The sequence below is a fragment of the Tomitella biformata AHU 1821 genome (assembly GCF_000524475.1).
GTDB classification, from domain to species: domain Bacteria; phylum Actinomycetota; class Actinomycetes; order Mycobacteriales; family Mycobacteriaceae; genus Tomitella; species Tomitella biformata.
Map to the genome: position 1 here is coordinate 1 of NZ_BAVQ01000007.1, position 15,015 is coordinate 15,015.

Below are 15,015 nucleotides of genomic sequence, written 5' to 3' on the forward strand. Positions count from 1 at the left end.
GCCTCGGCAGCGGCGAGCGCCGCCTCGATACCAGAATCGATGACGGCCATCTCGCACCCCCTCTGACCAGCGACTTCACCGTCTTTTGGAACTTAAAGCCGACACTACCGCGAGGGTATGACAATCCCGCCAATCCGCTCTGGGCACCTTTGGGACAGCAGCCGGCCGGAGACAGCCGTCCGGGATACTCACAGTCGTGCGTTCGCCGCAGGGCCTACGGCGGCGCGAACGGTCGACGTTCGTCATCAATGTCAGTGCCGTGCTCTACCGTCATCGCCATGAGGATTTTGCATACGTCGGACTGGCATATCGGCCGGACGTTCCACGGGGTGGATCTGCAGATGGATCAGGTGCGCGTGCTCGCCGAGATTGCAGCGCTCGTAGAGAGCGAGCAAGTCGATGTTGTGGTGATTGCCGGTGATGTCTACGACCGTTCGGTGCCGAGTGCGGATGCTGTGCGTGCCTGTAACAGTGCGCTGGTGGCGATCAGAGACGCCGGTGCGATCATCGTCGCGACGTCCGGAAATCATGATTCGCCCGCCAGACTTGGCGCGGGGGCCGATTTCGCGGCGGCTGGGGGGCTGCACCTCTTTACCACCGTGGCCGGAATTGCAGAGCCGGTGCAGTTAGCTGACCAGCACGGATCGGTGCTGTTCTACGGGATTCCGTACCTTGAGCCAGACGTGTGCCGACGGGAAATGGGCGTGCCAGGCGCGCGTACACATGCGGACGTGCTGACCGCGGCGATGGAGCGAATCCGGCAGCATGCGGCGGCGCAGGAGCCGGGCGTGCGGTCGGTGGTGCTGGCGCACGCATTTGTGGTGGGTGGGGAGTCGACGGGCTCGGAGCGCTCTATCTCGGTGGGTGGTGTCGAGACTGTCGCCGCGGGAGTGTTCTCGGGCGTCGACTACGTCGCATTGGGGCATTTGCATTCGCCACAGGTGATCGATCATCCGGTGCGGTACTCGGGAAGCCCGCTGCCATATTCATTCGGTGAGCGCACGCACCGCAAAGGCGTGTGGATCGTGGATCTGGCCGCGGATGGGCTGGCAGACGTGCGCCTGGTTGAGCTGACCCCAGTGCGTGGCTTGAGCCAGCTGACAGGCACCCTCCCAGAGCTGCTTGCGGACCCAATCCACGAGTCCATCGAGGCGGACTATATTTCTGCGGTCCTGACTGATGATGTGCGGCCGGTAGACGCGATGCGGAAGTTGCAGGAGCGGTTCCCACATGCGGTCAGGGTCGAATGGGAGCGGCCTGGCGGCAATCCGGAGTTGCGGTACCGAGATCGTGTCCGAGGGCGCACGGACAGCGAGGTTGTCAGCTCGTTCCTAGCCGATGTGCGGAGCGAGGCCACCGCAGATGAGCTGAAGTTGGTTGAGGACGCGCTGTCCGCGTCGATGGCAGAGACGAGGGGCTGAGCATGCGGTTGCACAAGTTGGAGATCACCGCGTTCGGGGCCTTTGCGGGTACCGAGAAGGTCGATTTCGACGAGTTGGGCGCAGACGGCTTGTTCCTACTGCATGGGCAAACTGGTGCGGGCAAGACGACGGTGCTCGACGCTGTCGCCTACGCGCTCTACGGCACGGTGCCGGGATCCAGGCAAAGTGGTAAACGGTTGCATTCCGACCATGCTGCCCGTGATGTACGACCGCAAGTGGTGCTGGAGGCCACGCTCGGCGGACGTGATCTCCGGCTGACGCGTAGTCCGGAATTCATGCGACCGAAGCAGCGGGGTGAGGGGTTCACGCTCCAGCAGGCGAGTGGAACGCTCGAATGGCTGGACGGCAGTGGTGAGAATCTGAGCAGGCTCAATGACATTGGCGCCGAGGTGTTGCGATTGCTCGGCATGAGCGCGGAGCAGTTCTTTCAAGTGGTTCTGCTCCCGCAGGGAGAGTTCGCCAGATTCCTCAAGGCGGAGACGAAGGACCGAGCGAAACTCCTAGAGAAGCTGTTCGACACCAGCCGATTCAAGTCCGTTGAGGATTGGTTCGCGGATCGCAAGAGCGTGAGCGCTGCGGGCCTTGCGCGGCAGCGCCAGGCCATCGACTTGGAGTTGGCAGCCCTGGCGACGGCGGCCGGAGGAGATAACTTCGAGCCGACCGCAGAGCAGCCGTCCGCGTTGGGCTGGGCGGAGGCGTTGGTTGCTACTTGCGCGGCGGCGGTCGCGGCCTCGGAAGTCGTGCTGACGGCGTCTCGGGCCACGTCCAACGAGCACGCGAAAAACCTTGCGCGGTTGCAGGGCCAGGCGCGTGCGCAGCAGCGGGCGCGTGATGCCACGGCGCAGCTAGCCGCATACACGGCGTCGGCCGCGGAGCGGGTGCTGATGGCGGATGAGGCCGAGATGGCCGGCCGGGCAGAGAAGGTCGAGTGGGCGAACACGGCGTTGACGTCCTCGACGAAGTCGTGCGAGGCATTGGTTGGGCAGGTCGCGGTACTCGAGCGTGATCTCGATGGTGATGCCACCGCCGCCCCTAAATTGGCAGTTGCCCGGTCCGACCGCGGCGAGCTGAACCGTCCCTCCCTGCTGCACTCTGTTAGAGAGTGGGAGGCGGAGCTGACCCTTCTCGAACAGGCTCGCGGGCTGGAGGACGTAGTCACGCGAGATAGCCGGCTCCTCGCGGACACACGCGACAGTATCTCCACACTGACAGCGAAGGCCGATAGGAATAGGACAGAACTAGAAGCGCTTCCGGGGGAAGTTGCGACCATCGCGGCCAAGGTGGTTGCCGCGCAGGCCGCGAAAAGCGAACTCCCTGGGTTGACCATGATCTGTGACGAGGCCAAGAAGGCGGTGCGCGCGGCTCAGGACATGGTGCTGGCACAGGCAGAGCAGATCAAGTGCGACACCGCGGTGGCGACTGCGACGACGGCCTATAACGATGCTCGAGACATCGCGTTGGATCTGCGGGAGCGCCGGCTCAACGGGATGGCGGCAGAGCTTGCCGGCCAGCTGGTTGCGGGCGAGTCCTGTGCGGTGTGCGGCTCCGTCGAACACCCTGCGCCAGCGATTGCGGCCGACAATCTGGTCACCAAAGAAGCAGAGGACGCCACACAGAAGGTGGTGGTCACGACGTATGACGCGCTGGAGGGAGCTCGCGCGGCACAGGGTGCTGCGCAGCAGGCGGTGGTCCTGCACACGGCAACTTCCGGTGGGCTCGACCCTGCCTCAGCCAAGCAAGAGCTCGCGAAGGCCACCACCAGGTTGGGCGAGGCTGCGGAACTAGCTGGCACCTTGGTCGCGTCAGAGGCGAGGGCGACGACACTGCAGGTGCAGCGCGGGGAGCTGGAGAAGGACCTGGCCACCTTTGGCACCGACACGGCGCTAGCGGAGCAGAAATACGCACAGCTAGAACTTCACGTCGCCGACACGCAGCGGCAGCTCGTGGAGATTATCGGAGAGGACGCCAACGTCGCCGCCCGGTCCAGCCGGATCGCGGCGGCCCGTGACCGGGTGTCCGGGTTGGCGGAGCTGCGGGGGAAGGTCGACGCTGCTCGCGAGGCCGTCGAGAAGGACCAGGCTGTGGTTGCTGAGGCGGTCGCAGCGGCAGCTTTCGACTCGCTGGCCTCCGCATTGGCGGCGGTACGCACTACGGCCCGCCGTTCAGAGATCGCCACAGCGATCTCCGCCGCGGCCGAAGGCTCTGCGAGTGCTCGGGCGGTGCTCCAAGAACCGGAGGTTGTCGAGGTTGCAGGCCTTGATCCTGTCGGCGTTGCCGAGGCGGAAGCTGCGGCGGCGAGTGCAGCCGAGGAGTTAGAGCAGGCATTGACCGCGCACGATCAGGCTGATAATCGATCGCGTGCCGTCCTCGCAAAGTTCCACGGTCTCAAGTCCGAGGTGGCCAACCTGGCACCCATTGAGAAACGCCATGAAAGCCTTTCCGCGCTCGCCGAGGTGATGCTGGGAGACGGCCAGAACTCGCGCAGGATGTCCCTCGGGACTTACGTCCTGGCCGCGCGGCTGGAGGAGGTCGCGGTGGTGGCATCACGCCGACTGCGGGCGATGTCGGGCGGGCGCTTCGAATTCATCCACTCCGACGGCAAGGTCAAGCGAGAGCTCCGCGGGGGGCTCGCGCTGAACATCCTCGACGCCAACACCGGATCTATCCGGCCAACCAGCACCCTGTCGGGCGGCGAGACCTTCATGGCCTCGTTGTCCCTCGCGCTGGGCCTCGCGGATGTGGTCGCGGAGGAGTCGGGCGGTATCCAGCTTGAGACGCTCTTTATCGACGAGGGCTTCGGCACCCTGGACGCGGAGGCCCTGGATCTAGTGATGGGTGTCCTTGACGAGTTGCGTGCAGGCGGGCGTTCAGTGGGCATCGTCAGCCACGTTGCGGAGATGCAGCACCGCATCCCCAACCGATTATTCGTGAAGAAGGGGGAAACGGGCTCGACCCTGCACATGCACGAAGGATGATCGGAAGGTCCGCGCCCGCTGGTCGGGCGCGGACCCTAGATCATCGCCGCCAAAACGCGAGCTTGGTGATGACCGATGCGGAGTCGGGCCGCTCGTCACCTGAGTCGTCGGCATCGCTGTGATGGGCTTCGTCTCGCAATTGGGCAGCCTCGGCGAGTATGGCCTCAGATGGGTGGTCGCCAGCCTCCGACAGCAGGACGTCGGCGGACCGTTCGGCGATCTGCTCGTCCAAATAGCGGAAGAGGACCGCGATGACGGCTGCGAGAGGAACAGCGAGGAACGCGCCCACGATGCCCCAGAGGCTGCCGCCGCCGGCGACCGCGAGCAGGACGATGGCGGGGTGCAAGTTCATCGACTTGCTCTGCATCATCGGGCTAAGCACATTGCCCTCGACCTGCTGGACCACGAAGATCAGCAACAGCACGAACAGTGCGGTGGTCAACCCATTGCCGACGAGGGCGATGAGCACGGCCAGACCACCGGCGACGAACGCGCCGACGATGGGGATGAACGCTGCGAAGAACGTGATGACCGCCAGAGCGCCGGCCAGGGGCACACCGAGGAAGAACAGGCCTGCGCCGATGAACACCGCGTCGATCAGCGCCACCTGAGCCTGGGTGCGGATGAACCCGCCGAGGGTCTCCCACATGCGGGAAGCGACGGTCTCGAAATGCCGAGCGGCCGGACTGCCAGTGGTCTGGCGCAGCCAGGGCAGAAACCGGGGCCCGTCCTTGATGAAGAAGAAGACCAAGACCAGAACCAACAAGATGGTGACGATCATGGACCCCGCAGTGCTGACGCCACTGAACACGCCCGACGCCACCATCGTGGCGCTCGATTGCAACTTGCCGGTCAGGGACTGAATGGCCTGATCGATCTGCTCCGGATGGACGTTGAGCGGTGGCCCGGTGATCCACTCCTGCACCTTGTGGAGCCCCTCGACAGCCTTGTTAGCCAGTTCGCTGGACTGGTTCACGACCGAGGGCGCGATGGCCGCGATCACGCCAGCGAGCACCGCGAGGAAGCCGATCATGGTTAGGCCGGCGGCTAGGGCGGGGGGCACGCGTTTACGTTGCATCCAGCCGGCGATCGGCCACAGCACCGTGGACAGCACGATGGCCAGCAGGATCGGCAGCACCACAACCCACGCCTTGGAGACGACGATATCGAGCACCCAGATGGCGCCGACGATAAGGATCAGCCGCAGACTCCACTCTGAGAGCCATCGCCCGCCTGCTCCGATCACTTCGCCGCGGGCCCGCCGAACGGGTCCGCTGATGTCCTCTGGGATCTGGTGCATCGCCATCCTTGTGTGTGGAGAAGGTGAATTTAGCCCAATGATCGCAGAGGCGAACACAGTTCGCACTGTCGACGGTCATTGGGGGTCCCGGGTGAGCGCAGTGCGCGGTCGGCAGCGGCGCCGGAGTCTAGAAGTGCTCGGCGCTGGCCCGCTCCCAGTCCCGGCGCCAGGTGGACGGCGGATCGTTGACCAGGGCATTTTGAGGTAGCCACTCGTGCAGCTCCGCATATGTGGCTGTGCGGTGGACCGCAACCCGTCGGTTGAGCATGGCGGGAGTCAACTCGTCGAAACTGCCGAGCCCCATCGACGCGACGATCTGCCGGGCGCTTGCCACGGTCGAGCGCTGCAGGTTGTAGACGCGGCTCGCCTTGTCCGGCACATCGAGAGCGCGAGCACGACGCGGGTCCTGGGTTGTGACGCCGACCGGGCAGCGGTTGGTGTGGCAGCGCTGGGCCTGGATGCAGCCGACGGCGAACATCATCGCGCGGGCGGCCAGGGTGAAATCGGCTCCCTGGGCAATCCGCTTGACGATATCGCTCCCGATAGCGACCTTGCCGGAGGCCCCAACCTTGATGTGTTTGCGCAGGCCCGTGCCCACCAGGGCATTGTGGACCAGCATCAGGCCCTCGGTGAGCGGCATCCCCACGTGGTCCTCGAACTCCAAAGGGGCTGCGCCGGTGCCGCCCTCGGCGCCGTCAACGATGATGAAGTCTGGGCTGATCCCGGTGGCGCGGATGGCCTTGCAAATGCCGAGGAACTCCCGCCGTGCGCCCACACAGAGTTTGAAGCCGACGGGCTTGCCGCCGGAGAGCCTGCGCAGTTCGGCGATGAACTCGCAGAGCTCCCGCGGGGTGCCGAACGCGCTATGCGACGGGGGAGAGACGACAGTTTGGCCGACGGGGACGCCGCGCGTCTCCGCGATCTCGGGGCTGACCTTCGGGCCGGGCAGGACCCCGCCGAGACCCGGCTTGGCACCCTGCGAGATCTTGATAGAGACACATTTAACCTGTGCCAGCTGGGCTTTCGCGGTGAACAGATCCGGATCGAAATGGCCGTCTGCGGTGCGACAACCGAAGTAGCCGGACCCGATTTCCCAGATGAGGTCGCCGCCGTGTTTGAGGTGGTAAGGGCTGATTCCCCCCTCCCCGGTGTCATGCGCGAAGCCTCCGCGCGCCGCTCCGCTGTTGAGCGCTTCGATCGCATTGCCAGACAGGGCGCCAAAGCTCATGGCGGAGACGTTGTAGAGGGCCATGTCGTAGGGCTGAAGGCAATCGGGTCCGCCGATGCGGACTCGGGGGATGGCCTCGGGCGCTGCGCGGGCCAGCAGGGAATGCCGGAAGAATTCATATCCGACGGCGTTGACATCGCGCTCCGTGCCGAAAGGCTCCACATCTTTCAAGCCCTTGGCGCGCTCATAGACGGTGTCGCGTGTCTCACGGTCGAACGGGGTGCCGTCGGTGTTGCGCTCAATGAAGTACTGCCCGATCTCGGGGCGGATCGACTCGAGCAGGAACCGCGCATGCCCCAGCACGGGATAGTTGCGGAGGATGCTGTGTCTGCGCTGGAGCAGATCGTGGGCGCCGACAATGGCGAACGCGCACAGAGGCGCTGCGAACAGCAGCCACCACGGCGAGACCACGAACGCCAGGACCAGGGTGACAATCGTGCCCAGCCACACTGCCGCGACAGCTAGCCACCGGATCATCGCGAACCTCCTGGATTGGGATGGTTCCAGGCTCTCACGCTGACGCGGTTCACATGGCGAGATGGGGCGGTGCCACCAGTGGTTGGCGAGGATCCGCCCACGAAAGTGGGGCGCGTCGAAGGGTGGGCCTCACGCCGCGAAGGCCACTAGGTTAGCCTTCCCAAAGTTAGGTTTACCTATGAGGAGGATTCATGCGTCGCACTCCGGCTTCACGCCGTTGGCTCACCGCGCTCATCGCGCCGGTCGTCTTGGGACTCGCCGCCTGTGGCACGTCGGATGCCGGCAGCGCGGACGACAAGTCGGCAGGGGCCGAGATCGAGACTGTCAGCATCACTCATGCGCAAGGCAGCCAAACTTTCGATCGCGTGCCCAGCAAGGTCTTGGTCTTCGACTCGGGCGCGCTGGTCACCTTGAACGACCTCGGGGTGGAGATCGCCGGGGTGCCGGAGTTGAACTCGCTGCCAGAAAACCTCAGCAAGTTCGGCACCGACCAGTACGAGAAGGTCGGCACCCTCAAGGAGCCCGACTTCGAGAAGGTCAACGCATTGGCTCCGGACCTGATCATCATCGGCGGGCGTTCCGCCACTGCGTATGACGAGCTGTCGAAGATCGCCCCGACCATCGATGTCACGGTCGACAACGGCGATTTCCTGGCGAGCTTCCGCGATCGCACCGAGTCTCTGGGAAAGATCTTCGACAAGCAGGACGAGGTGGCGCAGCGACTCGACGCGCTGGACGTACAGAGCGAAACCGTGGCCGCGCTGGCCGCGGAGCGCGATGAGACCGGACTGATCGTGCTCACCACCGGCGGCAAGATCAGCGCGTATGGCCCGGGTTCGCGCTTCGGCATCATCCACGACCCGCTGGGCGTGCAGCCGGCCTCGGCGAACCTGTCCGTGGAGACCCACGGCGACTCCATCTCCTCGGAGTTCATCGCCGAGTCCAACCCCGACATCCTCTATGTGGTCGACCGCGATGCCGCGATCGGCGAGGAGGGCAAGGCCGCGGGCAGCGTGCTGGACAACGACCTCGTCGATCGGACGTCCGCCGCCAAGAACGGACGCATCGTGTTCCTCGACCCGTTCACCTGGTACATCGCGCCGACCGGGCTCAGCTCGGTTGAGGCCATGGTCCAGACCGTGGGAGACAGCCTGCAGTGATGCGCCCTGGCCCCAGCCCCGTCACCACGACGCTGAATCCGGAACCTCGGGAGGACTGCCCCGAGGAGAAGCCCGACGCTGAACGACGCGAACTTCAGCGCTCCAGCGCTATCCGGCCTTGGCATCTCGTGGTGGCGGGGCTGGTGCTGTTGGCGGGCTCGATCGCGTCGCTCTTCGTCGGTGTCAGCGCGATCAGCCCCGCAGACCTCCTGCGACTCAGTGACGACCAGGTGCAGGTGCTGCTCATCTCGCGGGTGCCGCGACTGGTGGCGATCCTGCTGGCCGGCACCGCCCTCAGCGTGGCCGGGCTGATCATGATGCACCTGGCCCGCAACAGGTTCGTCACGCCGTCCACAGCCGGCACCGCAGAGTCCGCCGGGCTGGGCATCCTGGTCGCGACGATGTTCTTCGGCTCCGAGTCGATCATGGCAAAAATGCTCATCGCCGTGGTGTTCGCGATACTGGGCACGCTGATATTCCTGCAAATCCTCAAGCGGCTCAGCTTCCAAGACATGATCGTGGTGCCGCTGGTGGGCATCATGTTCGGTGGGGTGATCACCGCCGTCACCACCTTCTTCGCCTACCGCGCGGACCTGCTCCAGACGCTGTCGACCTGGACGTCGGGCGACTTCTCCGGCGTGCTGGCCGGACGCTACGAGCTGCTGTGGGTCGCGGGCGGGCTCACCGTCATCGGCTATCTCTACGCGGACCGGTTCACGGTCGCGGGCATGGGGGAGAGCTTCGCCATCAACCTGGGCATCTCCTACAACCGCGTCATCAACCTGGGGCTGTTGCTCGTCGCGGTGATGACTGCGGTGACCGTGGTGACCGTCGGCGATATCCCGTTCCTCGGTCTGATCGTGCCGAACCTCGTCTGCATGGCGCTGGGCGACAATCTGCGCCGGGTGCTGCCGATCACGGCCCTGGCTGGCGCCTTCGTCGTGCTGATCTGCGATGTCATCGGGCGCATCATCCGATTCCCCTACGAGATCCCGGTTGGCACCGTCGTCGGCGTGCTCGGAAGCGCCATCTTCATCGTGCTCATCCTGCGTACCCGTTCTAAGGCTGCGTGAGATGACTGCCCCCGCCAAACAGGCCACGCTGGCGCCGCTCGCCGCGCAATCGCGCCGCCAACGCCGCATCCTGCTGATCCTGCTCGTCGCGGCAGTCGGCCTGGTGATCGCGTTCTGCACCTTCAAGATCACCGGCAACTGGGAGTACGCGGTCCGCCTGCGCTCGCGCAAAGTCGCGGCGATGATCGTCGTCGGTGCCGCCATCGCCTACTCCAGCGTGCTATTCCAGACGGTCACGAACAACCGCATCCTCACGCCTAGCATCATGGGCTTCGACGCGTTGTTCGTGCTGATCCAGACGGCGATCGTGTACTTCCTCGGCACGTTGACCCTCGCCCAGATCGACCCCCGGCTGATGTTCATCGGCCAGGTCCTGGTGATGGTCGTCTTCGCCAGCGCGCTGTACCGCTGGCTGTTCGGCAAGCAAAGCCAGGACCTATATGTGCTGGTGCTGGTCGGTGTCGTGTTCGGCGCCTTCTTCTCGAGCCTGTCGGCGCTGGGCGCGCGGCTGATCGACCCGAACGACTTCATCACCCTGCAGGACCGCTTCTTCGCCAGCTTCAACTCGGTGAACACTCAATTGCTGGCCTTCTCGGCGGTGGTGATGGTGGCCGTCGGGCTGTGGGGCCTGCGGCTTTTCCGCAAGCTGGACGTGATCGCGCTCGGCCGCGAGCACGCGGTGAACCTCGGCGTGGACTATCGGCGGGTGGTCAATCAGTCTCTGGTGATCATCGCGATCCTCGTGTCGATCTCGACGGCACTGGTCGGCCCCATCACCTTTCTCGGCCTGCTGGTGGCCAACCTCGCCCGTCAGATGACGGGCACGTTCCGGCACTGGATCTCGGTGCCGGCCGCGATGCTCATCGCGATCGTCACGCTGGTCGGCGGGCAGCTCATCCTCGAGCACGTGTTCGCGCTGAACACGGCGCTGAGCGTCATCATCAACTTCGTCGGCGGGGTGTACTTCATCGTCCTGCTCATCCGGGAGTCTCGCAAATGATCACCATCAGCAACACCACCAAGCGCTACGGGAAGACGGTGGTGGTCGACGACGTCTCGCTGACCATCCCGCGCGGCGGCATCACCGCGATCATCGGCGCGAACGGAGCGGGCAAGTCGACGCTCCTCTCCATCGTGGGCCGGCTCCTGCAGGCCGACGGCGGCACCGTCACCGTAGACGGGCTCGACGTGTCGAAGACCCGCAGCGAGGACCTGGCGAAGCGGCTGGCGGTGCTCCGGCAGGAAAACCACATGACGGTGCGGCTGAGGGTCCGGGAATTGGTGGCGTTCGGGCGGTTCCCGCACTCGGGCGGCCGGCTCAAGGCAGCCGACCACGCTGCGATCGAGGAGGCCATTGAGTTCTTCGAACTCGGCGAGCTCGCGGACCGGCACCTGGACCAGCTCTCCGGCGGGCAGCGGCAGCGCGCATACGTCGCGATGGTGCTCTGCCAGGACACCGACTACGTCCTGCTCGACGAGCCGCTCGCCAACCTCGACATGCGGCACTCGACACTGATGATGCGGCGGCTACGGGACCTCGCGAAGACCTTCGGCAAGACCGTAGTGCTGGTCATCCACGACATTAACTACGCGGCGTGCCACTCCGACCACATCATCGCCATGAAGAAGGGCGCGATCGTGGCTCAGGGCGACGTGCGCGAGATGATCAGCCCGGCCGTGCTGCGGGACGTGTTCGACTTGGACATCGAGGTGCACGATATCGACGGCCAGCCGATCGGCGTCTACTACGCCTGATTTCGCCGGCGCCTGTGAATTGCCATTCAGGTGTCCTGGAACGGGCACCGGGTGCACCTGTATAGGCTGCCGTATATGTCTAGTCGGAATGGCGTGGTTCGCCGCGATCTACGGTTCTTCGGGGCGGCGTCCGGCCGATGGCTGGGCGGCGCGAGCTATTTGAAGAAATGGCTTGTGCTCGGGATTCTCATCGGCGTAGTGGCGGGCTTGGGCGCCGTGGCGTTTTATTACGTGCTCTCGCATGCCACGCAGTTCCTGCTGACCGATATCGGCGGCTACGCCCCGCCCACCCCAGACGGCGAGGGCGGCAAGGCGGGCGACGGGGGATCGTTTTCCGACTTCTCCCGCCCGTGGGCGATCCCGCTCGTCGTCGCGCTCGGGGCCCTGGCATCGGCCACGCTGGTGTTCACCTTGGAGCCACAGGCGGAGGGCCACGGCACCGACGCGGCCATCGACGCAATCCACAAGAACCCGCGGCAGATCCGCGTGCGCACGGTGATTGTCAAGATCATCGCCTCGGCGCTCACCATCGGCTCGGGCGGCTCGGGCGGGCGGGAGGGGCCCACCGCGCAGATCTCGGCGGGCTTCGGGTCCCTGCTGACCCGCTTCTTCGACCTCAAGCCATCCGATGGCCGCATCGCGGTGGCCGTCGGCATCGGGTCCGGCATCGGCGCCATCTTTGGCGCGCCGCTCGGTGGCGCGGTGTTGGCGGCGTCGATCGCCTACCGCAATGACATTGACGAGCGCGCCCTCGTTCCCGGCTTCATCACCTCGATTACCGCGTACGCGGTATTCGGCTCCATTGAGGGCTATAAGCCGCTTTTCGGCTTTGCCGCCCGCGACTACCAATTCGACGACCCAGTCCAATTGGCCTGGTTCGCGGTGATCGGCATTTTGGCCGGGCTGGTTGGCATCACGTACTCCCGTACCTTCTACGGCGTCATGCATTTGACGAAGCGGCTGCCGGGAAATCGGACGGCGGGCCGGATCTTCAAGGCGACGATGGGCGGCCTGCTCGTCGGCCTGATGGCGCTGGGGATCCCCCAGGTGCTCGGCAGCGGCTACGGCTGGGCGCAGGAGGCCCTCGACCGCCAATTGCTGTTGGCGATGCCGCTGTGGCTGGTGATCATCCTGCCGCTGGCGAAGATCCTGGCGACCTCGCTGTCGATCGGCTCGGGCGGCTCGGGCGGAATCTTCGGCCCCGGCGTCGTGATTGGGGCGTTCACCGGCGGGGCCGTGTGGCGGGTACTGGAGGCGCTCGACGCGCCCGCGGTGCCGGAGAGCCCCGCGCCCTTCGTCATCGTCGGGATGATGGCCTGCTTCGGCAGCGTCGCGCGGGTGCCCCTCGCGGTGATGCTCATGGTCGCGGAGATGACGGGCAGCTACACGATCATGGTGCCCGCCATGGTGGCCGTGGGGCTGGCGTTCCTCATCGTGCGACAGGCTGGGGTGAGCATCTATGAGAAGCAGCTCGACAGCCGTGAGGACGAGTACAGCGCCCGGCTGGCGGCGGGCCTCCCGCTGCTGGACCGCGTGCGCGTGCAAGACGCGATGACGACCCCGCGGCTGGTTCTGGACCGGGACGGCACCTGCGGGGAGGCCGCCGAGCAGATGCGGGCGGCCCGGGTGCCGGGCGCGCCGGTGGTGCACCGCGGCCAACGGTTCGTCGGCTCGGTTCGGCGGGCCGAGGTGGAGGCGGCGGACCCGGCGACGGCGCTGCGCAAACTGGTGGACCCCACCGTGCCGACGGTGCCCGTCGACGACAACCTCGACGACGCTCTGGACGCGATGCACCAAGGCCACGGCTGGCTGACGGTGCTCGATGCGGACCGCCACGTGATCGGCATCCTCGCGGTGCGGGACATCGTGAACGGCTACCGTGCGGCCGTGGAACGCGACGTGAAGCGTTTCGACTCAGTCGGCTCAAATGTCGATCTGCGTGAGGTGCCGGTGACGTCCGACTCGCCCCTCGTCGGCCAGCCGCTGGGGCCGGAGTCGATACCCTCAGGGGTCATCGTGCTGACGGTGCTGCGGAACAACGAAGTGCTCCAGGGCAGTGCGCTGCTGCGGTTCGAGCAGGGCGACGTAGTCACGCTGCTCGGACAGCCCGACGAGCTGGACAAGGTGGGGCGCCAACTCGCCGGGAGCGACTAATTGAGCGGCTCGACGACAACGGCCGTGCCGTAGGCGCAGACCTCGGTGCCGGTGCCCTGGTACTCGTTGGTCTCGAAGCGGAATGCGACGACGGCGTTGCCGCCGCGCTCATGTGCCTCGGCGGCGAGGCGGGACAGGGCTTCCTGGCGGGACTCGTGCAGCAGCTTCGTGATGCCTTGCAGCTCGCCGCCGACCAGCGACTTGAAGCCCGCGCCGATGTTGGAGCCCATGTGGCGGGAGCGGACCGTGAGGCCGAAGACCTCGCCGATCGTGCGGGTGATGCGGGCGCCGGGGATGTCGTTTGTCGTCACAATGATCATGGGCATGAGAGTAGACCTGTGGGCTCCCCGCGGCAGCGTGATTGGAATGGCTATTTGTCCGCCCAGCCCGCGAATTCCAGGCCTCGGAAATCTGCGAGATCCTGGCCTTGCGTCTCCAGTTCCGACCACAGTGCAGGGCCCGCCTGCTCGGGCTCCCACAGGACCAGTCGAAGAGTGAGGGACTTCCCCTTGGTCCGAGGCCGCCACGTGCCCAGAACCTCAGCGTCGCAGGCGATTGCGCCCGGGCGGCCGAGCACAGGCCAGAGGGACTTGCGCAGGGGCTCGTCCTGCACGAGGCTCGCCCGGTCCTTAAGTTGCAGATACGGATCGTAAGGGCCCATGAGCCGGATGGCGCCTTCCGGATTTGGTCTAGAGATGAGCAGGTCTAGAGAGGATGCGAGGGCGGAGCGGACCTCGCTCTCACCGACGACCGCCACGTTGACCGTGTCCCTCGGCCAATGGGCCTTGACCTCTTTCGCCGGGCAGTCGATGAAAGCGGCCACCTGCTTGACCGTCGCCGGACCGTAGAAGCGTAAATAATTGCGGATGACATTGAGCGGCGCCAGCGCGTGCTCGGCGAGCAGTTCATAGGGACTGAATGTCCAGCCGGGAATCCGCTCAAGGACCGGGGGAGAGGTGCCGGGCTGCAGCCGCAGACCGGCGTGGAGAGCGGCCAGCCGGAACGGCATCTCATACGGGTGGGTGGCGTCGCACGGGCGGCAGAAGCGCAGATACGGCGCGGGCAAGGCGGCGGTCAGGGCGGTGGACATCGCACCCTTGACGATCGGCTCCGCGGCGATCTCCCGCATCTGATGTGCAACGTTCCGCAGTGCGGTCAAAACCGGAATGCCCGCGGCCTTGAGAGGCTTGCTCGCGTCGAAGACCCGCTTTGCGGCGTCGGGCTCTGAGAATGGGGCCGTCGCAATGGCGATGCCCGACAGTTGGGCGGTGCGGTGCGGTGCGGTACAGGTGCGGGGCGCCGCGCAGGGTCCAGGCCAGGGAAACATCCCCTGGATCTCGACAGCCGCGGATCCGCAGTGCCCACGCGGCGCCGTCGGGCCCGGTGTCCTGTACCCCGAAATCCAGGAGGTCGCAGTCTGTCGCGCTGTCAGCAATGGAGGCAGAGACGCG

At 65.8% G+C, this 15,015-nt stretch carries 11 protein-coding genes and 1 pseudogene; 8 read left to right on the plus strand and 4 right to left on the minus strand.

Annotated features, from left to right (window positions below):
- Window positions 1-278 precede the first annotated feature (278 nt).
- A complete protein-coding gene (locus tag TBIF_RS04815) occupies window positions 279-1,421 on the plus strand; it encodes an exonuclease SbcCD subunit D (protein ID WP_024793727.1) in 1,143 nt (380 codons plus the stop codon).
- Between the two features lie 2 nt (window positions 1,422-1,423).
- Window positions 1,424-4,417, plus strand: a complete 2,994-nt coding sequence (locus tag TBIF_RS04820; RefSeq protein WP_024793728.1) for an AAA family ATPase — start codon at window positions 1,424-1,426, stop codon at window positions 4,415-4,417.
- Window positions 4,418-4,457: 40 nt separating this feature from the next.
- Here TBIF_RS04820 and TBIF_RS04825 read toward each other — a convergent pair whose 3' ends face one another.
- Together TBIF_RS04825 and TBIF_RS04830 are read right to left on the minus strand one after the other, a co-directional pair.
- Window positions 4,458-5,717 (minus strand): AI-2E family transporter, encoded by a 1,260-nt coding sequence (locus tag TBIF_RS04825; RefSeq protein ID WP_084611538.1) that lies wholly within the window; start codon window positions 5,715-5,717, stop codon window positions 4,458-4,460.
- A gap of 127 nt (window positions 5,718-5,844) precedes the next feature.
- Entirely contained in the window at window positions 5,845-7,422 is a 1,578-nt protein-coding gene (locus TBIF_RS04830) for an FMN-binding glutamate synthase family protein (protein ID WP_024793730.1), read from the minus strand.
- Between the two features lie 191 nt (window positions 7,423-7,613).
- Here TBIF_RS04830 and TBIF_RS04835 point away from each other — a divergent pair, with 191 nt between their 5' ends.
- The 6 genes and pseudogenes from TBIF_RS04835 to TBIF_RS26140 all read left to right on the plus strand — a co-directional run bounded on the left by TBIF_RS04835 (window position 7,614) and on the right by TBIF_RS26140 (window position 13,564).
- Window positions 7,614-8,582, plus strand: coding sequence for a siderophore ABC transporter substrate-binding protein (locus TBIF_RS04835; protein WP_024793731.1), 969 nt, complete (start codon window positions 7,614-7,616; stop codon window positions 8,580-8,582).
- Window positions 8,582-9,655, plus strand: coding sequence for an ABC transporter permease (locus TBIF_RS04840; RefSeq protein WP_084611552.1), 1,074 nt, complete (start codon window positions 8,582-8,584; stop codon window positions 9,653-9,655). The genes TBIF_RS04835 and TBIF_RS04840 overlap by 1 nt, the downstream gene beginning before the upstream one ends.
- Before the next feature lies 1 nt (window position 9,656).
- Entirely contained in the window at window positions 9,657-10,655 is a 999-nt protein-coding gene (locus tag TBIF_RS04845) for an iron chelate uptake ABC transporter family permease subunit (RefSeq protein WP_084611539.1), read from the plus strand.
- Window positions 10,652-11,410, plus strand: coding sequence for an iron ABC transporter ATP-binding protein (locus tag TBIF_RS04850; protein ID WP_024793734.1), 759 nt, complete (start codon window positions 10,652-10,654; stop codon window positions 11,408-11,410). The genes TBIF_RS04845 and TBIF_RS04850 overlap by 4 nt, the downstream gene beginning before the upstream one ends.
- 75 nt (window positions 11,411-11,485) lie before the next feature.
- Window positions 11,486-12,931: pseudogene (locus TBIF_RS22870) on the plus strand (chloride channel protein); the annotation flags it as partial.
- Between the two features lie 30 nt (window positions 12,932-12,961).
- Window positions 12,962-13,564 (plus strand): CBS domain-containing protein, encoded by a 603-nt coding sequence (locus tag TBIF_RS26140; protein WP_235174517.1) that lies wholly within the window; start codon window positions 12,962-12,964, stop codon window positions 13,562-13,564.
- On the opposite strand, the gene TBIF_RS04860 is transcribed toward TBIF_RS26140, so the two are convergent.
- Complete coding sequence (locus TBIF_RS04860) at window positions 13,561-13,884, minus strand: YbjQ family protein (protein ID WP_024793736.1); 324 nt, start codon at window positions 13,882-13,884, stop codon at window positions 13,561-13,563. The two genes, TBIF_RS26140 and TBIF_RS04860, sit on opposite strands and share 4 nt — an antisense overlap.
- Window positions 13,885-13,934: 50 nt before the next feature.
- Complete coding sequence (locus tag TBIF_RS22875) at window positions 13,935-14,891, minus strand: DNA glycosylase AlkZ-like family protein (RefSeq protein ID WP_235174500.1); 957 nt, start codon at window positions 14,889-14,891, stop codon at window positions 13,935-13,937.
- Window positions 14,892-15,015 lie beyond the last annotated feature (124 nt).